Annotated in this window: 32 protein-coding genes; 22 read left to right on the forward strand and 10 right to left on the reverse strand. The window is 57.0% G+C overall.

Annotated features, from left to right (window positions below):
• Nucleotides 1-80: 80 nt before the first annotated feature.
• Complete coding sequence (locus OHD62_RS19275) at nt 81-311, reverse strand: DUF6894 family protein (RefSeq protein ID WP_263784916.1); 231 nt, start codon at nt 309-311, stop codon at nt 81-83.
• 268 nt (nt 312-579) lie between these two features.
• Here OHD62_RS19275 and OHD62_RS19280 point away from each other — a divergent pair, with 268 nt between their 5' ends.
• Nucleotides 580-1,272: a Crp/Fnr family transcriptional regulator gene (locus OHD62_RS19280; RefSeq protein WP_263784917.1), complete on the forward strand. Its 693-nt coding sequence runs from the start codon at nt 580-582 to the stop codon at nt 1,270-1,272.
• 469 nt (nt 1,273-1,741) lie between these two features.
• On the opposite strand, the gene OHD62_RS19285 is transcribed toward OHD62_RS19280, so the two are convergent.
• Nucleotides 1,742-1,966, reverse strand: coding sequence for a hypothetical protein (locus OHD62_RS19285; protein WP_263784919.1), 225 nt, complete (start codon nt 1,964-1,966; stop codon nt 1,742-1,744).
• Between the two features lie 874 nt (nt 1,967-2,840).
• Here OHD62_RS19285 and OHD62_RS19290 point away from each other — a divergent pair.
• Nucleotides 2,841-3,143 (forward strand): DUF982 domain-containing protein, encoded by a 303-nt coding sequence (locus OHD62_RS19290; RefSeq protein WP_006337413.1) that lies wholly within the window; start codon nt 2,841-2,843, stop codon nt 3,141-3,143.
• A 55-nt stretch (nt 3,144-3,198) separates the two neighbouring features.
• Here OHD62_RS19290 and OHD62_RS19295 read toward each other — a convergent pair whose 3' ends face one another.
• Complete coding sequence (locus OHD62_RS19295) at nt 3,199-3,396, reverse strand: hypothetical protein (protein ID WP_263784924.1); 198 nt, start codon at nt 3,394-3,396, stop codon at nt 3,199-3,201.
• Between the two features lie 445 nt (nt 3,397-3,841).
• Here OHD62_RS19295 and OHD62_RS19300 point away from each other — a divergent pair, with 445 nt between their 5' ends.
• Both OHD62_RS19300 and OHD62_RS19305 read left to right on the forward strand, forming a co-directional pair.
• Entirely contained in the window at nt 3,842-4,246 is a 405-nt protein-coding gene (locus OHD62_RS19300; protein ID WP_263784927.1) for a host attachment family protein, read from the forward strand.
• A gap of 59 nt (nt 4,247-4,305) precedes the next feature.
• On the forward strand, nt 4,306-4,806 hold the full coding sequence (locus tag OHD62_RS19305) for a hypothetical protein (protein ID WP_263784929.1): 501 nt from the start codon (nt 4,306-4,308) through the stop codon (nt 4,804-4,806).
• A 41-nt stretch (nt 4,807-4,847) separates the two neighbouring features.
• Here the strand turns inward: OHD62_RS19305 and OHD62_RS19310 are convergent, their stop codons facing one another.
• Nucleotides 4,848-6,014: an alpha/beta hydrolase family esterase gene (locus OHD62_RS19310; protein WP_263784931.1), complete on the reverse strand. Its 1,167-nt coding sequence runs from the start codon at nt 6,012-6,014 to the stop codon at nt 4,848-4,850.
• A 253-nt stretch (nt 6,015-6,267) separates the two neighbouring features.
• Here OHD62_RS19310 and OHD62_RS19315 point away from each other — a divergent pair, with 253 nt between their 5' ends.
• The 9 genes from OHD62_RS19315 (at nt 6,268) to OHD62_RS19355 (ending at nt 12,516) form a co-directional block, all read left to right on the forward strand.
• Nucleotides 6,268-7,023, forward strand: coding sequence for a DUF4142 domain-containing protein (locus tag OHD62_RS19315; RefSeq protein WP_263784933.1), 756 nt, complete (start codon nt 6,268-6,270; stop codon nt 7,021-7,023).
• A 25-nt stretch (nt 7,024-7,048) separates the two neighbouring features.
• Entirely contained in the window at nt 7,049-7,651 is a 603-nt protein-coding gene (locus OHD62_RS19320) for a general stress protein (RefSeq protein WP_263784935.1), read from the forward strand.
• Between the two features lie 413 nt (nt 7,652-8,064).
• The gene (locus OHD62_RS19325) at nt 8,065-8,991 is read left to right on the forward strand and encodes a manganese catalase family protein (RefSeq protein WP_006337428.1); all 927 of its coding nucleotides are present in this window, start codon (nt 8,065-8,067) and stop codon (nt 8,989-8,991) included.
• Nucleotides 8,992-9,301: 310 nt separating this feature from the next.
• Nucleotides 9,302-10,021: a Crp/Fnr family transcriptional regulator gene (locus OHD62_RS19330; protein ID WP_263784938.1), complete on the forward strand. Its 720-nt coding sequence runs from the start codon at nt 9,302-9,304 to the stop codon at nt 10,019-10,021.
• 133 nt (nt 10,022-10,154) lie between these two features.
• A complete protein-coding gene (locus tag OHD62_RS19335) occupies nt 10,155-10,373 on the forward strand; it encodes a hypothetical protein (protein WP_263784940.1) in 219 nt (72 codons plus the stop codon).
• A 169-nt stretch (nt 10,374-10,542) separates the two neighbouring features.
• On the forward strand, nt 10,543-10,977 hold the full coding sequence (locus OHD62_RS19340; protein ID WP_412177403.1) for a DUF6894 family protein: 435 nt from the start codon (nt 10,543-10,545) through the stop codon (nt 10,975-10,977).
• 194 nt (nt 10,978-11,171) lie between these two features.
• Complete coding sequence (locus OHD62_RS19345) at nt 11,172-11,618, forward strand: DUF6894 family protein (protein WP_263784943.1); 447 nt, start codon at nt 11,172-11,174, stop codon at nt 11,616-11,618.
• Between the two features lie 94 nt (nt 11,619-11,712).
• Nucleotides 11,713-12,222, forward strand: a complete 510-nt coding sequence (locus OHD62_RS19350) for a ferritin-like domain-containing protein (protein ID WP_263784946.1) — start codon at nt 11,713-11,715, stop codon at nt 12,220-12,222.
• Nucleotides 12,223-12,237: 15 nt separating this feature from the next.
• On the forward strand, nt 12,238-12,516 hold the full coding sequence (locus tag OHD62_RS19355) for a hypothetical protein (RefSeq protein ID WP_263784949.1): 279 nt from the start codon (nt 12,238-12,240) through the stop codon (nt 12,514-12,516).
• 79 nt (nt 12,517-12,595) lie between these two features.
• On the opposite strand, the gene OHD62_RS19360 is transcribed toward OHD62_RS19355, so the two are convergent.
• Nucleotides 12,596-13,684 (reverse strand): hypothetical protein, encoded by a 1,089-nt coding sequence (locus OHD62_RS19360; protein WP_263784951.1) that lies wholly within the window; start codon nt 13,682-13,684, stop codon nt 12,596-12,598.
• Nucleotides 13,685-13,841: 157 nt separating this feature from the next.
• Between OHD62_RS19360 and OHD62_RS19365 the strand changes: the two genes are divergently transcribed.
• The 5 genes from OHD62_RS19365 (at nt 13,842) to OHD62_RS19385 (ending at nt 18,669) form a co-directional block, all read left to right on the forward strand.
• The gene (locus OHD62_RS19365; protein WP_263784953.1) at nt 13,842-15,014 is read left to right on the forward strand and encodes a glycosyltransferase family 1 protein; all 1,173 of its coding nucleotides are present in this window, start codon (nt 13,842-13,844) and stop codon (nt 15,012-15,014) included.
• Between the two features lie 2 nt (nt 15,015-15,016).
• Entirely contained in the window at nt 15,017-16,150 is a 1,134-nt protein-coding gene (glf, locus tag OHD62_RS19370; RefSeq protein ID WP_263786805.1) for a UDP-galactopyranose mutase, read from the forward strand.
• The gene (locus tag OHD62_RS19375) at nt 16,147-17,859 is read left to right on the forward strand and encodes a family 1 glycosylhydrolase (protein ID WP_263784955.1); all 1,713 of its coding nucleotides are present in this window, start codon (nt 16,147-16,149) and stop codon (nt 17,857-17,859) included. Before glf ends, OHD62_RS19375 begins: the two co-directional genes overlap by 4 nt.
• Nucleotides 17,860-18,110: 251 nt before the next feature.
• A complete protein-coding gene (locus OHD62_RS19380) occupies nt 18,111-18,302 on the forward strand; it encodes a hypothetical protein (RefSeq protein ID WP_263784956.1) in 192 nt (63 codons plus the stop codon).
• 58 nt (nt 18,303-18,360) lie between these two features.
• Nucleotides 18,361-18,669 carry a helix-turn-helix domain-containing protein gene (locus OHD62_RS19385; RefSeq protein WP_263784958.1) on the forward strand — a complete coding sequence of 103 codons (309 nt, stop codon included), beginning with the start codon at nt 18,361-18,363 and terminating at the stop codon, nt 18,667-18,669.
• A 17-nt stretch (nt 18,670-18,686) separates the two neighbouring features.
• Here OHD62_RS19385 and OHD62_RS19390 read toward each other — a convergent pair whose 3' ends face one another.
• Complete coding sequence (locus tag OHD62_RS19390) at nt 18,687-18,995, reverse strand: hypothetical protein (RefSeq protein WP_263784961.1); 309 nt, start codon at nt 18,993-18,995, stop codon at nt 18,687-18,689.
• Entirely contained in the window at nt 18,992-19,219 is a 228-nt protein-coding gene (locus OHD62_RS19395) for a hypothetical protein (protein WP_263784963.1), read from the reverse strand. The genes OHD62_RS19390 and OHD62_RS19395 overlap by 4 nt, the downstream gene beginning before the upstream one ends.
• A gap of 501 nt (nt 19,220-19,720) precedes the next feature.
• On the opposite strand from OHD62_RS19395, the gene OHD62_RS19400 reads away from it, so the two are divergent.
• Together OHD62_RS19400 and OHD62_RS19405 are read left to right on the forward strand one after the other, a co-directional pair.
• Complete coding sequence (locus OHD62_RS19400; RefSeq protein WP_263784964.1) at nt 19,721-20,146, forward strand: GFA family protein; 426 nt, start codon at nt 19,721-19,723, stop codon at nt 20,144-20,146.
• 114 nt (nt 20,147-20,260) lie between these two features.
• Nucleotides 20,261-20,509, forward strand: coding sequence for a hypothetical protein (locus OHD62_RS19405; RefSeq protein WP_263784967.1), 249 nt, complete (start codon nt 20,261-20,263; stop codon nt 20,507-20,509).
• A 41-nt stretch (nt 20,510-20,550) separates the two neighbouring features.
• Here the strand turns inward: OHD62_RS19405 and OHD62_RS19410 are convergent, their stop codons facing one another.
• From OHD62_RS19410 to OHD62_RS35755, 3 genes are all read right to left on the reverse strand, one after another.
• Nucleotides 20,551-21,570, reverse strand: coding sequence for an ATP-dependent DNA ligase (locus OHD62_RS19410; RefSeq protein ID WP_263784969.1), 1,020 nt, complete (start codon nt 21,568-21,570; stop codon nt 20,551-20,553).
• A complete protein-coding gene (gene ligD / locus OHD62_RS19415) occupies nt 21,567-24,215 on the reverse strand; it encodes a DNA ligase D (protein ID WP_263784971.1) in 2,649 nt (882 codons plus the stop codon). Before ligD ends, OHD62_RS19410 begins: the two co-directional genes overlap by 4 nt.
• A gap of 284 nt (nt 24,216-24,499) precedes the next feature.
• A complete protein-coding gene (locus OHD62_RS35755; protein WP_412177394.1) occupies nt 24,500-24,658 on the reverse strand; it encodes a hypothetical protein in 159 nt (52 codons plus the stop codon).
• 367 nt (nt 24,659-25,025) lie between these two features.
• Between OHD62_RS35755 and OHD62_RS19425 the strand changes: the two genes are divergently transcribed.
• Both OHD62_RS19425 and OHD62_RS19430 read left to right on the forward strand, forming a co-directional pair.
• The gene (locus OHD62_RS19425; RefSeq protein WP_263784974.1) at nt 25,026-25,547 is read left to right on the forward strand and encodes a DUF982 domain-containing protein; all 522 of its coding nucleotides are present in this window, start codon (nt 25,026-25,028) and stop codon (nt 25,545-25,547) included.
• A 9-nt stretch (nt 25,548-25,556) separates the two neighbouring features.
• A complete protein-coding gene (locus tag OHD62_RS19430) occupies nt 25,557-26,627 on the forward strand; it encodes a YihY/virulence factor BrkB family protein (RefSeq protein ID WP_263784976.1) in 1,071 nt (356 codons plus the stop codon).
• Nucleotides 26,628-26,629: the final 2 nt, after the last annotated feature.

A 26,629-nucleotide genomic window follows, 5' to 3' on the forward strand; every position in this document is an offset into this window, starting at 1 on the left:
GCGCCCAAGCAATTGGCCTTTCCCGTCCCGGGATTGGCACTAAACTTGGGATCACGAGCTGGTCCTGATCTGCGATCTGTTCAACGGTGCCATTTGCCGTCAAGAAGCAGGGTGGCCTGAAAAACAGGAGCGGGCTCACCGTCACGCACGGAGATGATGATTTTCATCATTCGAGGCAATGCCTCCCTGGCAATTTCTAGCGCCAACTCCAGCGCCAAATCCGGCACGAGAGTGCGCGCGAGAAGTTCGGTCCCAACCAAATCGGGTTCGTCAATCTCGTCTCTTTGAACGTCGAAGTAGAATCTGGCCACCGCCATCGTCCTCGGTTTGCGAAGAAACCGATTGACCGGCCGATCCCGCGCAGGGTTCTGGCTTCCGCCGCAGCAACAGACAAAGGGAAGTCAATCCTTACAATTCGCGACGAACCATACTCAACATAGGGCAGCAGGAGATTCGTTGCTAGGGCTGCGCTAACCTATGTTAAGGTGAAAGCCGGATTTGGCCTTAAATCTCAGGTGACGCGTCACGACAGGTTTGCATATGGCCCCCAACTTTCTCAGCCGGAAACTTCGCAATTTCATGCATCTCGATAAGATCGATCTTGCGCTCCTGGACTCCGTCATTAGCAAGACGCGCACTGTCGCTGCACATGTCGATTTGATATCCGAAGGCGAGAAACCAAGCGACGTCCATTTAGTCCTTCAGGGCTTTGCCTGCCGCTACAAAATTCTCCAAGATGGGCGGCGCCAGATAATGGCCTACCTCGTCCCCGGTGACATCTGCGATCTACACGTCTTCCTACTTGATCATATGGACCATTCGCTTGGGACATTATCAACATGTGAGATCGTTGATCTTCCGCGTACGGTCGTCTTGGAACTGCTCGATCGCCCCAACATCGCCAGAGGCCTGCTCCTAAGCACGATGGTTGATGAGGGCACGCTGCGGGAGTGGCTGGTCAACATCGGGCAGAGGGAAGCTGAGCCGAGGGTAGCTCATTTGCTCTGTGAGCTTTTGGCAAGACTGCGATCGGTGGGGCTGGTGAGCGATCAGAAATATACGCTGCCTCTTACGCAGGTGGAATTGGCTGACACCATGGGCATGACCCCAGTCCACATGAATCGAGTGCTGCAGTCGTTGCGGCGCAAGGCGCTCATCAGCCTCGAAAGCAATCAGCTCACAGTTCTGAATTCGAAGAGGCTGGAAAGCGAAGCGGGCTGGAATCCCAACTACCTTCACCTTCGAAAGGTTGCGGCAGCCGCTGCGGAGTGAACGGCACCTCCTTGTTTGCGTATCATTTTAGGTTTGCTGTATTCACATATGTTGTGGCCCTCGTTTCGCCAGAGGGCTTAGATCGAGCGATGGGAAGAGCGAACCGAACCCGGAACCTGATTTCCGAAGCCCATCCGTACGATGCCAGCTACTTTGCCAGAAAGTGGGGGCTTTCGCCTAAGGCGGCCGAGGTGCTTCTCTTTGCGAATGGACCTTCTCGAAGACGGTGTGACGCTGCTGCGCGGGCGTTTGTGGAGGCGGTAGCCTTTCGGAATAAAGTGATGGCAGCGGATTAAGAACTAGCTTTCAGCCGGAAATTTCCCTGAGGTTTGATGTTCAACGCCAACCGCCGCTCACGCAGCTGAGCAGTCTTCTCCTGTCGTGCTTTCCGCTCAGCCTCTACGGCGAGCCGAAACTCACGGTCAGCCCGTTCAAGTTTTTCTTATCGACCCGTCGTTGAGCCAATCTGCTAAACCATGCACATAAGATTTTCGCGTCGCCGGACGCGCGCTTGTGCGAGCAGCCGGGCTTCGTCGCGCACCCCGGCCTGGAACATTTCAATCAATGATGCTCCGATCAGTTCAGCCTCTTCCGAACCCCTTTGAAGACCCACGTCTGCACAAAGCTGATCAAATACCCGTTGCAAAAGCTGAATCTCTTCAGGTTGAATTCCGCAATGGCAGTTTCGAAACATCTCTGCGACCCCTTTGGAGCGGCGAGAGCGTCTATGCTCCCAGCATCGGTGGCCGTTTCGTCCCGCTGCTGGCTGGAATTAAGCGACCGCGTGATGAAGTTGGTCAATAACATATGTGAAGGGGCGGCAGCTAACGGCGATGCCATAGTAAGGGCTGGAAATGATTCTACTGAGCGCGGGAGACGGCGCGCAGTGACTCAAGGGAATCCTCGACAGGCCATCTTGCCGCGTGCGCTCACTCCGTAACCTAAGGCGCGGCCGGCTGCGCCGGCTGTAGGCCCTGTTGGTCTCCGCCTGTGCTCGATTGTGGAGTCGGACTCCTATCGACCTTGGGGTTCTGATCGACCGGCTCGACATTCATAGTGTCTGTCTTCGATTTTACAAGATCGCCCGACGGAGAGGCTGGGCCGGTAGACGCCGGCCCCCCGCCTTGTTCCGTAGATGGTGTCTTTGCCTGCTCCCCGTAGAGCTCAGCGATGCCCCAAGCGGCTGCCGTCAGGAGCAGTGCCGATATCAGGATTGTGAAACCGTGGCGGCCCCATCCACCTTGGCGAGCTTCAATTTCGGGGATGTTTTTCGGCATGTCCAAACTCCGGTGAGATGGCCCGCGCCGACTCGGCAAGATGGGCGATGGATCCAAGCGTACACCTTCCGGCGCGCGCCCTCGCTGCCCCAACCCGCCATTGCTATCCAGGTTCCCAGTCCAACAAAAAAAAGCCCGCCATTGCTGTGAAATGGCGGGCTTTGCCGATCGGGGGAGGGTTGGAGAAATGCCAATTGGGTGCTTGGCAACTCGTCCCGCCAAGAGAGGTTCCTGCTCGCAACCAAAATGCTCCTGCACCGTTATGCCGCTCAAAAAATTGGAGATGCGGGCATGGGCAAATTTCTTCCGCTAACGGTTAAGTTTCTCGATGGCCAATCAATGGTGGTCTCTTCGCTATACGAAGCCGAGATCGCCCTGCAAGCACAGTGGCCCAACAAGCAAGCTGCTGTTTTCAAGGACGCTGGTCGGCTGATTGCCGGAGCCAAAGACGGGACGTGCAATCCGGCGGTTGCATTTGCGGCGTTTAAAGCCGCTGCCGCAGCACAACGAGTGCTTCAGCCTACGAAGCAGAGTGCAGCCCTTGGGATGCTGGACGATGTGGCTAAAGGTTTCACAAAGTCAGATTCTTCCTGAGGCCCCAGCGGCAGTCTCGCGGCTCAGCAACACATGGCGCGCCGCCAATGACGACCTACTTTCTGCGCTTCAGAGGGAACGTGGCGTCGCCGTCGTCCTTGCCGGACAAGATCCGGGGGTTGGCGCTCGAAACACCATCGTTCTTTCCGCCCTCGTGGTTTTTCTCAGACTGGCCTTGCGCGTCTGCTTCCGGGCTCTTCCTTGTAGAGCCTTTGGACGTGCGAGCATTTTGGATGTCGGGTTTCGTAGACATGATGCCTCTCCTTTGACCCGACCAACTCAGAAAGGCAGCTTAAAGTTCCTGCGACCGTCGAGCGTGCGCGTCCTTCGGGCTCGACGGGGAGTCTAGGGCCGAAGGCCGTCCTGCCGGATTGATTGTGCATCCAATCGATTGCGGGAGATGCGACGCAGACGCTGCAAGCGGCTTTGGCACGGGTCTTCGGTTCTACCCCGAAGTGAGCATCCTCCAAGCACGGCTGTTGACCTCGTTCATTGTCCCACACCGCCCGCGTTTCGCTTATCTGGCAAAGCAGTTCCAAATTGAACGACGTTCTAGGGAACGCAGTCTCTCTGGAGCCCAATTCAGCGAAAAGCTCCGAGCCAAGGCATCCAATAGCGATTTGAGACGTTGGGACTGACGTCACAAGGCGTCCAGTTGGACCAGCCGTCCGTTGGCGCAATTTTGGAGACAATAAAATATGTACATTCCCAAGGGAGCAACCGTCGCGGTGGCTGACGGCGAGAGGCTGAACTTATTTCGCAATTCAGGCGACGAAGCCAATCCCAAGCTGACAGCCTCGGTGGTCGAAGACGTGACTAACGAGAACAAGGGATCTGGTGCACGTCACCAGAGCAGCTCCGCCAATCCGGACAACGGTCAAATCGAGGAAGATAGTTTCGCCGCTGGGACCGCCGAGTTGCTCAACCGCCAGGTGCTAGGCGGGAAAATCGCCGACCTGATCATTATCGCGGCCCCCCGAACGCTGGGGGAGCTTCGAAAGCACTATCATCAAAAGCTCTCGGCCGTGCTGATCGGAGAAATCGCTAAGGATCTCACCGGTCATTCGGTGCAGGACATAGAGAAGACTGTAGCGAGCGCTTAGGCGGCCCAATCCGAGCTTTACCTCCATTCCGCTCCAATCAATTGAAGGGACTTTTACGTTTGAAAAAATCAACTGGGCTGCTGGCCGCAGCAATGTTCTCCCTGGCGGGGCCGGCTCATGCCACTGACGCCGACTTCCTGAAATCGTTTGGCGGAAGCTGGTCCGGCAAGGGCACAGTCAAGGTGGAGGCTGACTCCAAGCCGATTGCGATCAACTGCAAATTTGCTTCTCAAGCGACTGACAACACGTTGTCGCTAGATGGCAAATGTACAGGTTATGTGGTTTTCTCGCGGGCGATCGGAGCCGACGTCAAAACCAATGGCAAAACCTATACCGGTATCTACACTGGTTCGAGTACTGGCCCTGCCGGTCTGAATGGCAAGCGTTCGGGCAGCGCTCTGATCCTTGGCATTCACTGGGCGAAAGAGGTCAACGGGGACCGATCGGCTCAATTGAAGCTGGAAAAAGTCGGCAGCAATGGAATGCGTCTGACGACGATGGACAAAGACCCGGCGACGGGCAAGACCATCGTGATCAGCGACATTAATCTCGTCCGCTGATTGCATCACACCCCGATGTTGGGGACCTAGGATGGCAGGAGCTACCGCGTCAACCCCGCCGCGCGGAGAGCGTCCTCGATTACTTTCGTGATGCCGACGGCAGAATTTCGCGGCGGCGCAGGTCGCTGCGATTGTTCTTGCGGTTCAAGTCGAACCACGTGCGGTTTCTCTGCCAGACCATTAGTTTGCAAGGCTGTAGCGGGTGCAGTTACCATTTTGGCATCTTGCGTCGCCGTGCGCTTGTCACTTGACACTCCGAGGCCCCAGAAACTGGCTATATCACGCGTGGACGATATCCCGACCTCCAACATGAATGGCCCCGCCGCGCCTAGTCCATCATCACCGGCTGTCTTCAATGGAGTGCCATGTCCCATACCGGCAACGGTAAGTTTCTCTATCACCTCTTGGCCGTTGACGTCGCACCATATTTGCCTCGTTTTGCCACCGGTTTTTTCTGTGTGCGCCGGCAAATCGTCCACGCCGTGAACCCCTTGCCATTGCGCCACGATCGCATCCGCGTTGGCAGGCACGACTATGTTGTCGGATGACCCTTGCCAAATAGCGATTTTAGGCCAGGGTCCTTTGTGGGATGCTGCTTCACGCAACAGCCGCTGCATTCTTGCAGTGGACGGGCCGCCATGACCACGCATGCGATCGAAGGCTTCGGGGATTGTCGACGCGATGCCATAGGCAAGCCCTGCTATGATCGCGCCACCAGCGAATACCTCCGGATAGGCCGCCAACATCACATTTGCCATGGCGCCGCCAGCCGAAAGGCCAGTGATAAAAATTCGCTCACGATCGAGCCCATACGCTTCGACCACCGCCTCGATCATCTGGCGGATGGAGAGCGCTTCCCCCCCGCCGCGCTTGATATCTCCAGGCGCAAACCAATTGAAGCAAAGATTGGCATTGTTAGCCCGTCGCTGTTCGGGGAAGAGAACGGCGAATCCCTGCTCGACCGCAAGTTGCGACCAGCCGGAACCATGATCATAGGCGGCTGCGCTCTGGGTACAACCATGGAGGACGACTACCAGCGCAGCTCCATCTTCCAAATTGTCGGGAACGAAGAGGCGTGCTCGCAAGGCGCCAGGATTGGAACCGAACTCGGCAATCTCGGAAAAACGCGTATGGCCGGGTGGCTCGGAGAAACCCGGTCGGCTACGCGTCGCCGCAAGGCGGGCAATCGTATCTGAGAGATTTCGCAAATGCGTATCCTGTCTACCGTTATGGTGCGCAATGCACTCGCACAACATCGTTGCCGTGCGGCACAATAGCAAACTTACCAAGGGTCAACCCCAGTGGAAGCCTTTGCCCCTGTCTATCGAGGGAAGTTACCTTCGGATGCGAGCAACCAAGCGAAGAGATTAACCTGGTTTTATCGCATATCGTTCGGAACAAAGCCGTCAGGCGCTTGTTAGGGTCCATAGCACATGTGTGCCTAACAAGGATCCACTATTCATGAAAATCCGATTGCTTTTGGCCTCACTGGCCACCGCTACAGCTATGACCTTCGTACTGCCGGCCTTCGCTGCAGACAATGCGCAAGACTTCGTCGACAAGGCCGCCATCGGCGGCATGTTCGAAGTGGATACGAGCAAGATCGTCGAAGGCAGGGCTCAGGATCAAGGTGTCAAGGACTTCGCGCGGAAGATGATCGACGATCATGGCGCGGCCAACGCCAAGCTCGAGACAATTGCCGGCGAACAGAAGCTGAAGGTGCCGACGGAACTGGACGCCAAGCACAAGAGCGAGCTGGACGCTCTGCAAAACAGCAAGGACCCGGTGGACGGAACCTATGTCCAGATGCAGCGCGATGCGCATTCCGATGCGGTCAAGCTATTCGAGAGCTATGCCCAGGACGGCGACAACGCCCAGCTGAAAACCTTCGCGCAGGAGACCGTCCCGACGCTCAAGATGCACCAGGAGATGATCGAAAAGATCGCGGCGACTATGGGCACCGAGCCTTCAGCGACAAGTTCCGAGACGCCGACCGCCACGGTGGGTGACGCGCCAGATCCGACTCCTCCGCTTTCCGGCGCAAACAGCTTCACCGAGGACCAGGCCAAAACCCGCATCCAGGATGCCGGGTTCTCGGATGTGTCGAAGCTAACCAAGGACGATCAGGGCATCTGGCGAGGCCAGGCAAACAAGGACGGCAAGAACACCACCGTGGCGCTGGACTACAAGGGCAACATCGTTGCCGGCACCAACTGAAACAGAGATCGAGGAGATCAAAGACATGAAAACCGTAACCGGACTATTCGACAATTACGATGACGCCTCCGATGCTGTCGGCCAGTTGGAAGCCAGCGGCGTCCCCCATTCCGATATCAGCATCGTCGCCAGCAACTCGACCGAATGGTATGACAACGGCGACAGCTCCAAGGCCGCAGAAGATGCAGCCGGCGGTGCCGGCGTTGGCGCCGTCATCGGCGGTGCTGGCGGGTTGCTCACCGGCCTAGGCATCATGGCCATTCCGGGCGTCGGTCCGGTCGTGGCTGCCGGATGGCTGGCCGCCACTGCTGTCGGCGCCTTGGGCGGCGCGGCCGTTGGAGGGGCTGCGGGCGGCATCGTCGGCGCCCTCACTGATTCCGGCGTGCCGGAAGAGGATGCCAACGTCTATGCAGAGGGCGTGCGCCGCGGTGGAACTCTGGTCACAGCCAAGGTCGACGAGGACCTTGTCGCTGATGCCGAGAGGATCCTGGGCCAGAGCAAAGTGAATCTCGATGAACGCCGCTCTAAATATCAGGCGGGCGGCTGGAACGAGTTTGATGCCGCTGCTGAGAACTACACGCCAGAGGAATTTGGCCGCGACGGCGCTCGCGACGTCAACCGGGTTTGATCACGTCTACCGGCCGAAGCACTAAGTTTCGGCCGGTAGGTTCTTTGGATAGCGACAGACGAGTTTCACGGATTTTCCATGGCTGTCGGAAGGTCGTACCCTGAAGAAGCCAGCAGACCGATGGCTAAATACCTCATCATCCCGTTTTAGGCTGGGAACGCTAAATTACCAGGAATCGGCCCCTTGAATCGCATGACCATCCGCGTTCTGCGGTTATGCAGTCGAAATCTGCGTTATAGTTCTCTGTCATGATGCCATTTATTATGAGTCTGAACGTTTTACCGGTTTTCGCTAGTCAAACAAATCGAATTGCGACTCCAAAAATCGTCAAATGGACATCAATCGTTTTCTGGTGGGAACATCACTGTCGCATAGCAGTTGCGCCTCAGTGAACTCTAACCAAGGAAACTGAAATGTTTTTACGTGTCGATAAATTACAAATAGAACTCCCCGCCCCTACCCTGGCGGATCCCAATGCCGGTGCTGCTTTGCAAGAATTGCTGGGCGGAAAATATGGTGAAATGTCGACTCTTGGAAATTACCTGTTCCAGAGTTTCAATTTTCGCAGCAAGTCCAAGCTGAAGCCATTCTACAGCCTCGTCGCTGCAATCACCGCCGAGGAACTCGGGCACGTCGAATTGGTTAGCAACGGCGTCGCGATGTTGAACAATGGCCCCGACCTTGAGGGCGCCGATGAGGAGGATGGCGGAGACATCTCCGGCGCTCCCTACGAAGCGATGAAGGACGTTCGGCTTGCGGGAGCCTTCTTTTCCAACGCCGGCGGCGCCATGCCAATGAACGCCAATGGCTCATCCTGGAATATGGATTTCGTCACGACGACCGGAAATGTTATCGTCGATCTCCTTCATAATTTTCATCTCGAATGCGGCGCCCGGCTGCACAAGTTGCGGGTCTACGAATCCTTGACAGATGCAACTGGTCGCGAAATCTGCGGGTATCTTTTGGTGCGCGGATCAGTGCACGCACACGCATATGCGCTGGCCATCAAAAATCTGACAGGCGTCGAAATTGAGAAGATGCTACCAACGCCCAATATCTACCTCGGCAACATTCCGGAGTGTCAGAAATACCTCGACGAAGGCTCGCATCGCCGCCTCTATACGTTCAGCCCGGAGGACTACACCGATATCGCCGGAATCTGGGGCCAGGGTGAGATGGCGCTGCCCGGTGACCCGCCTGGCGAACTGGAAGTTATCGAAGGGATGCCGGACGGTGGCAAGATCCATCAGCTCAGCGGCGTGCCCTCTGCATTCACTCCGGACTATGCGCCCGAAGAAATGATGGAAATCGCAGCCAAGCTTTACAAAGCTTCGCGCTGATTGCCCGGCGTGGTCGCAAATGGCCGCGCTTTCCGCCTTTCCGACTTTGAGCCCTTCATCCGAATGCTCGATGTGCCAGTGGAATCTTACCGTCGATCTTCGATCGCCGCGTCGTCAAAGCAATGGAACTCTCCGAGGGGGGCAGAGTTGTGCTCGACATAAGGAGACGAGGGAAGGTGCGACCAGCAGAAGCATCAGTGCAGATCCTGCATCCGGGTATGATGCAAAACACACTGGCCGTGCTTGATCGAGCGCGGAGCCTGACCCTCCAGACCTCTAGTCCCATACGGGCGTGTGTCACGGAGCCGAAATGCTTGAGTCACTCTACCTGAACCTTGGCCAGCACGATGCACTTTCGGACGAGGAGAAGGCGCTGCTGGCAGGCGCAATGGTCTTCGAGAAGCATTTCGCGACCGGACAGGATCTGGTTTCGGTCGGCTCGAGGCCCACCTACAGCACACTGATCCTCGATGGCCTGGCGGCGCGATACAAGGTCTTGGAGGATGGTGGACGGCAGTTTACCTCACTGCAGGTGCCCGGCGACTTTGTCGATCTTCACGCCTTCCTCCTGAAGACAATGGACCACGGCATTATTGCGCTTTCGCCTTGCCGCGTGGTCGTTGCCGACCACAGTCGTTTGCGCACTATTACCGAGCAGGCTCCCCATCTCACACGGTTGTTGTGGCTGAATACGTTGGTGGACGGCGCCATCCACCGTGAATGGATAGTGGCTATGGGCAGGCGGTCGAAGGCAGCTCATCTGGCGCATCTTGTGTGCGAACTCTTCGTCCGACTTCAGGTGGTGGAGCGGACGAACGGCATGAGTTTCCACCTGCCAATTTCGCAGACCGAACTGGCTGACGTGCTTGGCCTCTCGGTCGTGCATATGAACCGGGTGATCAGCGCCTTGCGAAAAGTGGGCGTCATTAGCTGGGGCAACCACATCGTCACCATTCTTGATTGGAATCGACTAACGGAAATCGCCGAGTTCGACCCTACCTATCTCAGCATGAACCGAGAACCTCGATAAACCCGTTCTTGCCATCCGCTTAACATTTGAGCGCGACAACGTCCCTGGAAGGTTGTCTCCTGGTCTGTCGCCGGCCAACAATGGGCTCCGGCGCTTGAGAGCTCGCTGTGCTCCCGCCCCCTAAGGAGCCAAGATGGAAGACAACAATCCCGTGCGGGTGTCCGCATTCGACATTCATATCGTGCGAGAGGCCTTCAGGTCGTCCATCGCCGATGGCCTGGTGGGAGAGAGCCGCTGGAACCAACACGCAACAGAGCTGCTCAGGGAATTGACGGGCACCGTCCATGTCGATGCCGAAATTGTCGAATGGATCATTCGCAAGGAGCCGATCAAAGGCCCAAGTCCTAGTTGATCCGAATCCTCGGTCGAACAACCACTCGGCGGCTGGTGTACCGAGAAGATTTGGGGCAGCGCAAGAGGCCTGAGGTTAGGAACCTAACACTACGCTATGTCTTATTCCACGACGGCATTTTCCCGCTCGTCATCGGAGGAAGTCGAGATGGCGCGCTACTTTTTGCGATATACATGACGGCAACGAATTTACAGGTGACGAGGACGGAGAAATCTGTGGTTCCCTATCCGACGTCAGTGACTACGCGGTAAGCGTCTTGCCTGATATTGCCCGTGAGGAACTCCCAAACGGTCCCAATCGGCTCTTCTGGATTAAGGTGCGTGATGAAGACGGGACATATATCTTCCGTGCTTCGCTTGCCTTGGCCTCAGCCCGGCTGGTTGAAAATGCCAACGGTCACCCCCACCCTGGAGAAAATCTGAAGTTGGCGGCTCTCAGACGGACGAGAGACCAAGTCAAGGCAATCAGGCGCGACCTGGCCGAGGATGGCTTGTCAGCCGAGATGCACGAGATTGATGCTCTTATCGGCATAGCGCAAACCGAAGCTGAACGGATGATCAAAAGCCTGTTCGCATCTGCTGCTACGCTGCCTGGCTCTGGATAGGCTCGGCGCAACCAACAAGGGGCGCCCCCGGGCCTTCAGACGGCTCAAACGAGCGGACTATTAGCGCGAATGTCTACCTGCAGGTTCCCGCCGAGCATTCTGGAATATGATTGAACCTGCCGGCGATCTTTCAACTTCGACAGGAACAAGCACCCCTTCCACGCATTGCCTTTCGGACGGACAGGAGATGTCAAATGGAACTCATGAACACAGTGGTACGCCGGGACATATCCGGCAACGTCGTGGAATTTCTCGGCGAAGGCGGCGAAGCGGTGAGTGTCACCATCGCCCCAGGCTACGAGGGCAAAGCAGACAATGAACTCGTTGAAACTGCGAAGCAAATGATGGTTCAGATTGTAGCTTTCGGTCGGCCGACTGTCGGCATCCCAGTGAGCCGGGCACCTTCTGAGCTCTACACTTTTGAATACCAGGACAAGGGAATTGTCCGGATAATGGCGGGCATATCCTTGCCAAATCTGAAGGCGGTTCAGGATGAGGTCAACCGATCTGCAGAGGATCTTTGGAGGGACGCACTCGATAAGGCTGAGGCACCGGTGGGATGGGCCGTAAGGGCTCGAAATGCAAGCGGCGAGATCGTGGCGGCTTGCACCTACGAGGAGCTTCAACTCCGCGACACATAAAATTTACTTCCGCCGGGAACGAGTAGTCAAACGGATGGTTATTGGGGCGCCTCCAGTCGACGAGGCGGTGACAACAACAAAAAGGAAAAACGCGATGGCGACGAACAAGGCATCGTCCAAAGGCCTCAACGAACTTTTTCACGACACTCTCAAGGACATTTACTTCGCAGAAAAGAAGATCCTCGCGACTCTGCCGAAGATGGCAAAGGCGTCGCAGAGCGCCGATCTGAAAGCTGCTTTCGAAAAGCATCGAGGCGAAACGCAGGAGCACGTTTCTCGTCTCGAAGAGGTGTTCGAAGTGATCGGCAAGAAGCCGGCCGCGAAGACATGTGCTGCCATCATGGGCATCACCGAGGAGGGCGCCGAGATCATGGAGGAATACAAGGGGACCCCTGCCCTCGACGCTGGCCTGCTCGCGGCAGCACAGGCTGTGGAGCACTACGAAATCTCTCGCTACGGGACTCTGCGCACCTGGGCTTCCGAACTCGGCCTGACCGAAGCGGTCAATCTCCTTGACCTGACACTCGGCGAGGAAAAAGCAACCGACGAGGCGCTCACCGAGCTTGCTGAGTCGGCCGTGAATGTCGCGGCGGAAGCAGCCTGACGAGGACGGGTTCCATTGATCCTGGCGTCGCGAGCCCTGGTGGTGGACCACCCGGGCTCGCCCGCGCCACTTATCGTGCACCGGCATCAAAACTCGAAGGAGAATGAGATGGGCTTTTTCGGCAAATATTTCTCCGGCCTCGGCGGCAAGAAGCCGGCAGAGAAAGAGAAGACCGGCGACATGCGCAAGGATACCGGGGCGGGTCCGGCGATAGCGGCCCACTCTAAGGACGCCAAGACATCGGCTGCCACAGGCCAAAATCCCACGGCCGCAAGGAAGAAGGCAGGTAATTGATGAGGTCGGGAGGTTCGCCGGCGAATTAGGCACCGATCGAGAGACGTCAAACAAGAAGCAAGACGACGGCAGATAAAGCTCACGCGACCTGCGAAAGAACCGCTCCATCCAGGTCGCATTTGGCAATGCCATAGCGCCAACGATGGTTCGTGCCTTCGCGCCTGCATTGATAGAACAAGGTCAGTTCACGCCCTTCGATGATAACGGTCGAGTGTCCATTTTCTCCAGGCTCGCCGGGTTCAAGCACCGGACCGAAAGTGCGATACGGCCCTTCAACGCGGTCGGCGATAGCGAAGAAGACGCGCTGTCGGCTGCCGCGAGGGCCATCAGGCAGGAAGCACGTTGCGTTCAGCAGGATTCGCGCATCCGGCAACTCGACTAGCTGGGCCCCTTCGATACCCCATTCATAGTCAGGGTGCTGGCGCGGATTGTGGTGTGGCAATTCTGTGTGGTCGAGAATCTTGCCTACGCGCTTCCATGGTCCAAACCAGGAGTCTGACTGGCTGCGTGCAAGATAGACGTCCGGCTGCGGCACCTTTGTAAATTTCGGCATGCCCGAATAGACGATGTAACGCTTGCCGCCGATGATCGCTGGATGCGGGTCGTAGATCCCGTCTTCATCGGTGCCTGGCAAGGCCAGAATCGCCGAACTGACAAGGACCCAATGAAACCCATCATTGGAAACAACATGCTCACAACGGCCGCCCGACTTCATGAATTCGGTTTGAATGAACATATGAAAGACGCCGCTTTCATGGATGACGCCGGGAGCGGCTACGCCCGACCCGCTAACCGGCAGGACGATGGGCCCGTGTTCCGTCCATGGACCATAGAGATCAGCTGCGGTGGCGTGAAGAATTCTCCAGGTTTCGCTGGCAACGGTGCCGCTCGAGCCGAACATGTGCCAAAGCTTCCCGTCGAAGACAGGACAGGGATCTTTCACATCATCCACAGCGGCTGGATGAAACAGTGGAAAAACGTTCGATTCAAAGTTGATCGACATCGGTTCACCCAATCGCTGTCCGGCACCAATTCGCTGTCCAATTCCTATGCGAGGCGCCTGACTCGTTTCATCGGCTGTTAGCTTTGTAATAGCGTCGATTAACGCACGATTAACAATTGTTGCGCGCCCCTCGCGGTTGGGACGCTCGGCCCTGCCGATCGACATCTCTCTCCGGTCCGTGGGCATCGACCAGTGAATCGGATTCGTAGCGGAACGAGTTCCTTTTTGGAAAGTTAGAGCCCTGGGTAATAAATCACAATTGAACGCTGTGATTAACATTTGTTGTACGAACGTCCACCGTTCCTGTCGAAAGGGCTTTAAAATGGAAATCGCTGTCGGAAAATCAAACCTCAGAATATCGGCAGCAGATCCATCGACCATTCTGTGTTTATCGCATCTACGTTGGAATTTCGTACATCAACGACCCCAACACCTCCTCACTCTTGCTTCCAAGACGAAGAATATAGTCTATTTCGAGGAACCCATTTTTGAGGACGTCCCTCAAGCATTTATGCGTTCTAACAAGGTTTCGCCGACTATCAGAGTCGTCACGCCGATCCTTCCCCTTGGAACAAGTCAGTTGCACGCAGACGCGGCCCAACGCCGGTTCCTCGACCTGCTAGTCGCCGCTATCCCCCAGGAGCGGCTGACCACCTGGTATTACACCCCTATGGCACTGCGTTTCAGCGACCATCTCCTTTGTGATGTGTGCGTCTACGACTGTATGGACGAGCTTTCGGCTTTCAAGGACGCGCCACCTGAACTCGTCGAGTTGGAACGGCAGCTGTTGGAACGTGCTGACGTCGTGTTTACGGGAGGCCAGAGCCTCTATGAAGCCAAACGAAGCATGCATCGAGCGATCTTTCCGTTTCCCAGCAGCATCGACTTCACGCACTTTCATCAGGCCAGAGGTCCAGGAACGGACCCGGTCGATCAGGAACATATACCGCATCCCCGGGTGGGCTATTTCGGCGTGATTGATGAGCGACTGGATGTCGACCTTGTTGCAAAGACGGCCTTGGCGATGCCTGACGTCCACTTCGTCATGATCGGACCGGTGGTCAAGATAGATCCCGCTGGTCTTCCTGCCGCAGACAATCTGCATTGGCTGGGTGGGAAGGATTACGCTGACCTGCCCCAGTACCTCAGGCATTGGGACGTCGGATGGATGCCCTTCGCCCTGAATGCAGCCACCCGCTACATCAGTCCAACCAAAACACCAGAATTTCTTGCTGCGGGCGTGCCGCTTGCTTCAACCGCGGTCGTGGACGTCGTGCGGACCTATGGCGCCGAAGGTCTGGTGGACATCGTGGACGCCGATGACGTTGAGCTGACACTTCGGTCGGTTTTGGCTCGACCTCGCGACCACGTGTTGACGCAGGTGGATGCCTATCTGTTGGACATGTCGTGGGAGAGAACGTGGGCTGGAATGGCGGCTCGCATCCAGCAAGCTCGCTCGACCAAAAACGTATTGCCGTTTCGGCGGAGCGCCTGACCATGTTCGACTGGTTGATCGTCGGTGCCGGTTTCGCCGGCAGTGTGCTCGCGGAGCGCATCGCATCGCAGAGGAACGAAAGCGTTTTGCTAATCGACAGGCGGAGCCACATCGGCGGCAACGCCTATGACCGCTACAATGAGGCCGGAATTCTTGTTCATCAATACGGGCCCCACATCTTCCATACCAATGCTCAGTCGATTGTTGACTATCTCTCGCAGTTCACAGCGTGGCGGCCTTACGAGCACCGTGTGCTGTCGTCGGTGGATGGGAAGCTCCTACCGATTCCGATCAATCTCGACACCATCAACAAGCTATACGATCTCGATTTGACATCGGAACAACTCGAGCAGTTTTTCCTCTCCCACCGGGAGCCGGTGGATGAAGTGCGAACGGCCGAAGATGTAGTCGTAGGCACAGTCGGTAGGGAGCTCTACGAGAAATTCTTTCGTGGCTACACCAGGAAGCAGTGGGGTGTGGATCCGTCTCAATTGAATAAGTCGGTGACAGCTCGCGTCCCGACCCGCACCGATCGCGATGACCGCTATTTCGGCGACAGTTTTCAGAGCATGCCGGCCGGCGGCTATACCCGCATGTTCCAGCGCATGGTCGACAACCCCAAAATCAAGATCATGCTGCAAACCGACTACAGGGAGATCCGGGACAGGATTCCGTTTCGGCGCATGATTTATACGGGGCCGGTAGACGAATACTTTGACTGGAGTCTTGGTCGCCTGCCTTACCGATCATTGAGGTTCGAGCATGTGACGCTTGATTGCGCCCAGTTCCAGCCCGTCGCTGTCGTCAACTTTCCGCAAGCGGAAGAGTACACCCGTATCACGGAGTACAAACATCTTACGGGGCAGACGAGTCCTCAGACGAGCCTGACCTACGAATATCCGACCGACATCGGCGACCCATACTATCCCGTGCCGCGGGCTGAGAACGAGGCCCTCTACAAAAGATATGAAGCGCTGGCGCGAGCCACTGCCGACGTTTGGTTTGTAGGCCGACTGGCTACATATCGCTACTACAACATGGATCAGGTGGTAGGTCAGGCGTTGGCGACCTTCGCTCGAATTCAGAAAAATTTGCCTGTAAGCAACGCGCTGCTCCGGGCTGAGGCCGCCGAGTGAACAATCCGCTCGAGATGTGGGGCGGCGTGGAATGCAGCCATGTCCGCACTCACGAGGCGGTGCGCAACCAGTTGGATGAAACAGGGCATGTAAACCGGATTGAGGACCTCGATCTGATCGCTGGCCTCGGCATCCGAACGCTTCGCTACCCAGTGCTTTGGGAAATGGTTGAGCACACGTCGGGCTCCTACGACTGGAATTGGGTGGACAAGCGCCTGCTACACATCAGCGAACTCGGAATGCGACCAATAGCCGGGCTGATGCACCACGGAAGCGGTCCGACATGGACCCAAATCCTCGATCCCGACTTTCCCGAGATGCTCGCTCAATATGCAGGCCGAGTTGCACAACGCTATCCATGGATAGAGCTGTACACACCCATCAACGAGCCGCTCACGACTGCCCGCATTAGCGGGCTATACGGGCTGTGGTATCCGCATAGCACTGACGAGGCCACGTGCCTGCAGCTGACGGTCGCGCAATGCCGGGCGATAGCGCTGGCGATGAAGGCGATCCACAAACATGTCCCGTCGGCTCGCCTTGTGCAGACAGAGGACGTCGGGCGTGTTTTTGCAACTCGGCGGCTCGCTTACCAAGCGGATCATGAGAACCAACGCCGATGGCTGGCCCTGGATCTCTTGGCCGGCCGCGTCGATGGTAGGCATTCCTTCTACCGAAGGCTGTTGGATGCCGGGATTGATGGTCGACATTTGTCGGCTCTAGTCGAAGAGCCTTGCGTACCAGATGTCATCGGCATTGATTATTACCTGACCAGCGACCGAATGCTCGATGACAAGATAGATCGGTATCCCGACGAGCAAATAGGTGGAAACGGCATCGACAGGTATGTCGATATCGCCGCTGTTCGGTCCAACTGCCAAGATGATTCAGGCCTGGAGCAAAGGATCAACGAACTCTGGAACCGCTATCACCTGCCCATCGCGGTAACGGAATTACACAACGGATCCACTCGCGACGAACAGGTGCGTTGGCTCGTCGATGGATGGAATGCAGCGCAAGCAGCAAGAGACAGTGGGGTCGACATCTGTGCGGTCACGGCGTGGTCGCTTTTTGGCGCAGTCGATTGGAACTCGATGTTGCAGAAGCAGGATGGGTTCTATGAGAATGGTGCGTTCGACATACGCGCAGGAGTACCTCGGCCGACTGCTGTCGCCTATGCGATTACAGATCTCGCCAAGCATGGGTCTACCGATCATCCCATATTGGATCGCCCCGGTTGGTGGCGAGAAGAAAGCGCTTACGAGAACGGCGGGCGGCCACTCTTGTTGGTAGGATTTGGTCGACTAATCTCAATCATCGAGGAACGCTGTTCCCTGAGAAGGCTGACGGTCTGCGCAGCAAGGCCAGACAACATTCAACCACTCCTTGCGAAACATGGCGCATGGGCAGCAATAGGAGTCGAAGAAGGTCACCCGGCACGCAGTGGCTCATCCGCTGCGCCCGTCAAGATTTCTTGCCGCTACCCCGATGGCGGGGATTTATTGCTGCAAAGTGACTACACACGCTCCCCTATCGAAGTGGCGAACGCAGTTCTGGATCTGATTATAGACGATCAGAGGGGCGCGTTTGAGTTGTTACACTACGGCCCTGGCAATCAGTATGAGCTGGTGCCTCTACCTGATGTGAATAGCGACGGACATTCTCGGAAAATAGCACGCAACGTCGGCTTTCTTTGCCAAGCTCGCTGAAACAGCCTAGCGACGCTAGCGACGAAGGCGATCGAGTGCCAAATGCGAGCTGCCGTGGTCCCTCCTTTTAGTAACTTTGGATCAGCACAGCAGACAGCGACGAGCTCGGCAGCATCCGCACATGCAGGCCGCGTCGTCGAATTACCCGGTTAGACTCGGACAAAATGCATGTGGCCGATTCAAATGAAGAGTCGTCACACTGGAACTCGGGCTCGCTCGTCACGTTGACCCAGACCCGAATGGAGAGTGATATGGCCCATGACTTGTCCCCGAAACTTAGGGAACTTTCCGCTGGCCTGAAGACCAGGGCCAACGAGCTGACACAAGCCGGACAAGATGGCGATATCGCAAGGTTGATGTCGGGCATGGCTGCAACGTTGGATGCTTTACAGGTCCTCGCCGATGAAATCAGGACGCCGCGCTCAGGACCCTCCGAAGAATAGACTACTCAGATCAAACGCAAGCGGCTTAAACGCCAAGACCTTGTGCCATTGAGGAGATATGGTGATCCGACTGACCCGGGAGCAATGCCGCGCAGCACGGGGGCTGCTAGATTGGCCCCAAGCAAGGCTTGGGGCTAAATCGAATGTAAGTGAAGGAACAGTTCGGGATTTTGAAAACGGCAAGCGTGTTCCCACTCCCGATAAACTCGTCGCGATACAAACGGCATTTGAAACGGCAGGTGTCACTTTTTTTGGCAATGGCGAGACCGCTCAAGGAGGACCTGGAGTCCTCCTAAGGACGCTAATGGCTCCACGCACCCTCGTTCGGGATGGCGAAGCAGGTATTATCGAGAACAGCGAAATGTAGTCTGGCTTTAGCTGCGGTCAGATCTGATTGTTGTAAGGCTCTTTCGTTCTCCCAACCATCTTCGCCAGCTCCGAAAATGACGGGACGTCCGATTCGCCTTGTGCGTTGTTTGCGATCTGCAGTAGCCGGATCGGGAAGCAGATAGCATCGCGATTGGCTGGCGACATATCCTCAAAGGTCCGCTTGTCACCCGTAATTGAAGCCTCCACCTTTCGCAAAGCAGTATCGATGTCGTCGATCGAAAGCAGGCCTTTGTGGACCAGCACGTTATTGATCGAAGCGAAGGCCATCATCAGGCCTTCGAGTTGAAGGTTGGCGACGTTCATTGCCGGCTCTTTTCGCGGCTCGGCTTTGCCTGTCCTGGAGGGTTCTGACCATCTGACTGGTGCGTCTTGTCGTCCACCTCGTTGACCCGGCGCGTCAGTCCGACCCCGCTCTTGGGCTTCTTGTTGCCAGCTGCGTCCTGAGAGAACGCATCCGAAGGATCGGCACCCGTTTTGGCGGGATATTTTGTTGCTCCGGTTTCGCGATGATTTTCATTGTCAGGCATTTTCGATTCTCCCGTGGGATGATCGATAACAGCCCGGCAAGCTGCGAGTTCCGCGTCATATGGAACATTCCTTAGCGCCGGTCGTTGGCCAGCGAAGGAGATAACGAATGGCTAAGGTCAGAAATCTCAACAAAGCAATTGTTAAGGAGCCAGAGGTTGCCGGCGTCGAGATCGAGCGCAAAAGCCCAAAGGTCTATGAAGCCAGCGAAGCGCCGGTTGCCCCCAAAACCGCGGGTACTCGGCCCAACCGCGAAAGCCCTCTTACAGAGCCTTTCCCAGCCAGACAGACCGCGGCTCGACCGGGGGCCGGCGAGACACCCCGTCCAACCGACAATCGCTGAGAGTAGCCATGCCGCCCAAACCAGATCCGACCGAACAACCGCCAGTGGACGCGCCAATCTGGACGCCAGACGTGCGTGAACCTGATCCCGATCTTCTTCCCGACGAGCAGCCCGTCCCAGATCCCGACGAGAACAGTGACCCTCCAATGAGAGCTCTCACATGAGCGAAGATGACGTTCGCAACGGTGGCTGCCTTTGTGGAGCCGTTCGCTTCTCTGTTAAGGGCGCTCCGCTCCGCGTCGGGCTATGCCACTGTCATGATTGCCGGCGCACGAGCGGAAGCGCATTCAACTTCTTCGGGGTCTGGCCGCGATCTGCTTACCTAGGAACGGGTGAACTCAGTACGTTTGAAGGCCGAAGTTTTTGCCAAATTTGCGGATCTCGCGTGACATCCTTGCGGGATGACGAGGCGGAGATCATGCTCGGTGCTCTCGATCTTGCTCCCAGCGACATCGTTCCCGGCTATGAACTCTGGATCGATCGGCGCGAACCTTGGCTCATGGATGTGCAATGGGCTGAGCAGTTTGAACACGATCGAGAGGCCCAGTCATCGATCGCCCTCCTACCTCAACAGTCGGATACCTGACCCGGCGCCCGCGTGAGCTATTCGACCCGGACGTCTGGGTCCTGCGGCGATTGCGCTGTCGACGGAACTTTTTCGGAGAAACGTAGTTTGTGATGCGGCCGCGGGGATTTTCAGTTGGACACCTTCACCAGGATCGATACGCTGATCGAAATGAACAGCCGCGACGGCGTCGATGAAGCCAAATCGCTATTGTCCAGGTTCAAAGGCAAATCAGAGGCACTCTCAAACGCTATCGACGAGTTCCTTCTTGATTTCATCACTCTGGTATTTCTGATCGAGAGCGGCGAAGAGGGATTTCAGACCTCCATTCGCAAGCTGGCACGGACCAGACTTTCGAAAATCAAGCTTCTAGTGGGTTCGTAGCCGCAGAGCGTCCATTCGTACCGCCGTCAATCGGCGTGCGTTCACTGGACGAATATCTGCTCGACCGTGCACTGCATGGGGTGCTTGTCCGGACGCCATCGCAAGAATTTGGTGCCATGACGGAAGCGATCGCCGGTGACGTGGTCGAAACGCACTTCTGCAACCAACTCGGGCCGCAACGGCTCCCATTGCCCGCTTCTCTCCGTGCTCCATCGGCTTGGACCTCCAGGCGCCTTGCCGGTAAAGCCGGGAGGCGACCTCAAAGCTTCGAGTTGTGTTGTCAGCTTTGACCGATCTTCCTGAGCAATCGTTGACGTAAATCCCACATGGTCGAGTTGGCCCTGATCGTTGTAGAGGCCGAGCAGCAACGAGCCGACCTCGCGCGACTTCGCCAGGTATCGAAACCCGCCCACGACACAATCAGCCGTACGTAAGCGCTTGACCTTGACCATCGCCCGCTCACCAGGCCGATATTCATCTTCGAGAAGCTTTGCCACAACGCCGTCAGTTGAACCACGACCAGAGTCGGCAAGCCACTTTGTCGCTATCGTCAAATTTTGCGTACAGCGCGACAACTCAAGATCGGTGCGCCCAGCTAACTCCACGAACGCTTCCAGCGCCTCGCGCCGCACAGTTAGAGGTTTATGCATTAGGCCCGCATCGGCACCCGCGAGTATGTCAAACAGGATCAGTTTGGCAGGCGTGGCGATGGATAGTCTCCGAATCCTGCTTTCTGCCGGATGCAGTCGCATCTGCAGCGCGTCAAAAGATAGCGAGCCATCGACGTCGATGACGATCTCACCATCGACAACGAACTCCTTGGATTTCAGCGCGCGCAACATCGAGACGATTTCGGGAAAATATCGGCCGAGCGGCTTTCCTGACTTTGCTCGCAAGTCCACATTATCGCCTGCTTTGAAGGCCAGGCATCGAAACCCGTCCCATTTAGGTTCGTATTGCCATCGGCCGATGTCACTCGGCAACGCGTCCGCTGCCTTTGCCTCCATCGGTGAAGTGTCCAACGGAAAGCGAAAAGACAGTTTCACATTTTTCGATGTCATGCGGCGAGCTTCGTTGAACCTATCCGTTTGATGGCACTGCTGATCGACCGTTCGCCATCGTCATAGTCCGCCCACGCCACGGTCTTCTTCAGGAGGCTCGGCACGGTGCGGACGGTGTATCTTTGGGGATCGAGATCCGCCCTGACCTGGCCCCATGTCACCGGCATGGATACTGTCGCCCCCTCTCTGGCGCGAGGAGACAGCGGGGCAACGGCGGTCGCCATGCGATCATTTCTAAGATAGTCGAGAAAGATCCGCGAGGTCCGGAGCTTCTTGGCCATGTTGACGAGGTAGAGATCTGGCCGGTCGGCCGCCATTTGCATGCAGACCGCCTTTGCGAAGGCCTTGGCCTCCGGCCAAGTCGTTTTGCCGCGCTGACTCGCCAACGGGGTGACTACATGCAGGCCCTTCCCGCCCGTGGTCTTGCAAAAGCTCACCAGGCCCAGATCCTCTAGCCGATCCCGCATTTCCTTGGCGGCATCGACTACGCTCGAAAATGCAACCTCGGGACCCGGGTCGAGATCGAAGACAAGCCGGCCGGGAACGTCAGGATGGCTCGGCTGGCAATTCCATGGATGCAGTTCCAGACCACCAATTTGGGCGATCGCGGCGAGGCCCTCAACACGATCGATCTGCAGATACGGCTTGTGGTCACCGAACACTTTCACGAGCTCCAGGAGGTTGGACGTTCCTGGCATTGCGTGGCGCTGGAAGAACTGCTCGCCGGCATAGCCATCGGGTGCCCGTACGAGCGAACATGGACGACCTTTGAGATGTTTGATCATCCAGGGGCCGATGGCCTCGAAATACTCCGCCAGGTCGAGCTTGGTGACCGGCTGGCCCCCATCGCCGGCATTCGGCCAGAGTGGTTTATCCGGCTTCGAAATGATGACACCCATAACGAGCGGACTCTTCCCAGTCCTTGCAGTTACTTTGGCCGGTTCGGCGATCTGCGTCTCTTGAGGGTCTGCGGGCCGCTCGGTCTCTACCTCTTTTGCGGATTTGTCTTCGCGCAAGCCTTTGAAGGCCGCCTGCCTGACATTGCCACCACCAGTCCAGCCGGCAAATTCGATTTCGGCGACCAGTTCCGGCTTGGTCCAAAAGACTGTCGGATCCTTCTTCGGTGCGCCATCGCCAGTGAACGGCGATTTGGCCGCCTTCATCTCCTTGAGCCTTGGCAGCAGTTGCTTAACCTTTGCCTCGCTGTAGCCGGTCCCGACGCGACCAATGTAAGCGAAATGCTCTCCACGATTGACGCCAACCAGCAATGAGCGGAACCTCCCATTCGTGGTCGACCAGCCCCCAATCACGACCTCATGTCCCGCGCGGCATTTGGATTTTGCCCAGGTATCGGTCCTTCCCGACACATAAGCCGCATCCGCCTTTTTGGAGATAATACCTTCAAGCGAAAGACGACAGGCCGAACGCAGCACCGCATCGCCGCCATTTGAGAAGTGCTCGACATAACGAATGAGATTTGCCTCACCGCGGTCGACGTCCTCAAGCATCTCGCCCAGCCGTTCCTTGCGTTCTGACAGGGGCAGCTCTCGCAGATCGACGCCGTTTGCGAACAGCAGGTCAAAGGCAAAAAAGATCAGGTCCTTCGTCCTGCGCTCCGACAATGCGGCTTGCAGAGCGGCAAAATCGGGCGCTCCATTTTCGCCGAGCGCCACAATCTCGCCATCGATCATGACATCGGGCAGGCTTGCCGCCTCTTTTGCAATGGCCCCAAACTTCTCCGTCCAGTCCAGGCCTTTTCTAGTCTTCAGCGTGGCTGTGTTGTCCTCGACACGCAGTTGGACCCGATAGCCGTCGAATTTGATTTCATGTACCCAGTTTGCCCCTACCGGCGGCCGGGATAGCGTGGCGCAAAGTTGCGGTGCGACGAAGTCGGGCATTTTCACCGCCAAAGGACGAGCGGCTCGTTTGGGTCGCGGAGGTGGCTTTGCGGACTTGGCGGTACGCTCATCGGCAGCATGGCCGCGATTGCTGTCCCACACCGCATCGGCATCGGCCACCGATGAACCTCGCATCATGAATGGCTTCGGTCCGGCGCCTTTTCCCGCCGCAATCTTTTCCATAGTCCGGCCCGAGGCGACGGACCGGTCCTGCGCCAACACCGCGTTGCCCTCGCCATCTGTCGCGTACTTGTCGCGGTGTTTGATCAGTAGCCAGTGGGTCCGTTTGCCGCCGCTGCGATCATGCTTCATGCGCACGAGCACAAAGCTTCCGTGCAGGCGCTTGCCGTCAAGCGTGAACTTCAGATCGCCTTTCTCCAACGCCTGTTCGGGAGCCATTGAGCCTTCTGGCGCCCAATATCCGCGATCCCACAGCTGCACAGTGCCACCGCCATACTGCCCCTTGGGAATAGTGCCTTCGAAGTCGCCGTAATCCAGCGGGTGATCCTCAACCTCGACCGCCAAGCGCTTTTCGTGAGGATTCAGAGACGGCCCCTTCGTGACGGCCCACGACTTGAAGACACCGCCGAGCTCAAGGCGAATGTCGTAGTGAAGCCGGGTGGCGTCGTGTTTCTGAATAACAAATCGAAGCCGGTTCGATTTCGCAATCGAGGTTTCTCCGCTCGGTTCTTTCGTCTTCGTGAAATCGCGTTTGGCGCGATAGGTGGAAAGCTCGCCCTTGTTCATGGAAGACCCCGGTTGGTGACGCAACGCGCGACTCAACGCCGTGGGTGGGATTTGGTTCTGACAACGCCGCAAGAACCCGCTACAGGACGCACCTTCTTAAGCTTAGCATTGCGTCAGGGCCGGCCTCGCACCCGCAGCGTCTCGGTCGACGAAAGGGTCGACCGATCTGCTTGGACGCGACGGTAGTCGCTAAGGCTTGATGACGACCTTAATGCAGCCGTCATTCTTGTCGCGGAAAGTCGTGTAGGCCTCAGGGCTCTCTTCAAGGCCGATACGATGGGTGATTAGAAACGACGGGTCGATTTGCCGTCCTTGATGAGTTTCAACAATGGCTCAAGATAGCGTTGAACACGGGTCTGCCCGGTTTTCATCGTCAGCCCTTTTCCCACGAACATCCCCATAGGCACGGTGACACTGCCAACGAAAACGCCAGGCAGCGACACGGGTGCCGCCGGGACGGCAGGCCCTTACCGTGCCAAGTCAGCGGCCTTCATCCGTCATGCTCCTATTGTTGACTGAGCAAACCAGCGGCCCGACGAAACGTTCCTGAGAGATTGCGATTTGCTGACATCAGTTGCGTAGCGCCTGGAATAAAGCGACTGCGCGCTGAGGTCATCGTTGCGCAGAAATCGCTTCAACGTATTGGACGGAGGATCGAGGCCATAATGGATCCTCTCACGGGGAGGCATCCGTCCCTGCGAAGGCGTTTTCAACCGCTGCCATATTCCCGTCCGACGGCGGGGAACGGGTGCGCCCTGCCAGCGTTCATAGGCACGCTTCGGACATTGGCTCGGGCACAGGGGACGAGCAATGAAGGATCAAGTCTTCGATATTCCGGTGAAAGTGCGTCTGCGAGAGGGAGCTAAAACTCGGCGGATCGCTTCTGGGCACGAGGCGTACGTTTTGCTCGAAAGTGCCGATTGGCTCACAGCCCAATCCCAGGCACATCGTGACGCCTGCAGAATGGCCGAGGACGCGCTTGCCGGCCATCGGCAGGACGCAGAGGTTTTCGATGCCTTCGGCTTGGCAGCCAAGGAAGCAGGCATTCTCGTAAAGTCGTCTACCGAAGATGACATCGTGCCAAGCCGTTTTTATTTCGAAAGTATTGTGTGCCTTCAGCCGCGAGGCGGTAGCACTGTGCGCGAGGTCAAATCGGTCAACGGCGCCTGCGAGGTCCTGATCGACTGGCCGCACGCCAAACGCGGCCCCTATTATCAATCCGCGCGTGAAGTGGTGCATGCTGCGCTGGATGGCAAGGCAACGCCGGACCAGGCCAGGGAAGCCTTCGCATTGGCAGGGCACGCCGGCATCCTGGTCGAGCGTGGCATTTAGGAAAGCGAGATGGCTTTCAAAGCGACACCGGGCCTTAATCCTAAAAGTACTCAATCCTCGTTAATCGATGGAGAAGCAGCCGCCCGAGCATCGTCAACAACAGAAGACGACGAGGCAGCCCTTAGGTCGGAACCAGGAGCCCGTGGCCGCGATGCGGCTTGGCCATCACAAATTCCAGGTCTGGGTTGGAAGGATATTTTCTGGCGGCTCTGGGAAGAATTCAACAAGGACCGCGTTCTGCTGGTGGCGGCAGGAGCAACATTCTATCTGCTTCTCGCTCTGTTCCCGGCTCTGGCCGCGTTCATCTCGATCTATGGTTTTGTCGCGGATCCAATCACGGTCGCAGACCATGTCGCGTATCTCGGTGGGTTGCTGCCCTCGGGCGGGCTCGATCTCATCCGAGGGCAACTCCAGGCTTTGGCGAGACAGAAACCAGGCGCACTGGGGACCGGCTTTTTCATCGGACTCGCCATCGCTCTCTGGAGCGCAAACAGCGGAATGAAGGCCCTCTTCGACGCGATGAACATCGCCTATGAGGAAAGCGAGAAACGCAGCTTCCTGACCCTGAACCTGATGTCGATATTGTTCACGGTTGGTGCCCTGCTTATTGCGATCGTGCTCTTTCTGACGGTGGGCGTCGTTCCCGCACTTTTGCGCTATTTCTACCTTGATGCATGGACGGAAACGCTGGTTACGCTGGCTCGGTGGCCAATCCTGGTGATCGCGATGCTCACCGGCATTTCATTGCTCTATCGCTTTGGGCCTAGCCGGGAACGTGCAAAGTGGCGATGGCTAAGCTGGGGGGCTTTGGCCGCGACGGCAGTGTGGATTGCCGCTTCGTGGCTCTTCTCGTTCTATTTGCAGCATTTCGCCAACTACAACGCCACATACGGTTCCCTTGGCGCCGTTGTCGGCTTGATGATGTGGACGTGGATTTCAGTCATTATTTTCATCGCCGGTGCCGCCATCAACGCAGAGATGGAACATCAGACGGCCTGTGACTCAACCACAGGCCCCGCACTCCCCATGGGTGAACGTGGGGCGGTCGTCGCCGACACCTTGGGAAAGATTGCAGAGTGATA

It is taken from the genome of Mesorhizobium sp. YC-39, from assembly GCF_025753795.1.
Lineage (GTDB): Bacteria > Pseudomonadota > Alphaproteobacteria > Rhizobiales > Rhizobiaceae > Mesorhizobium.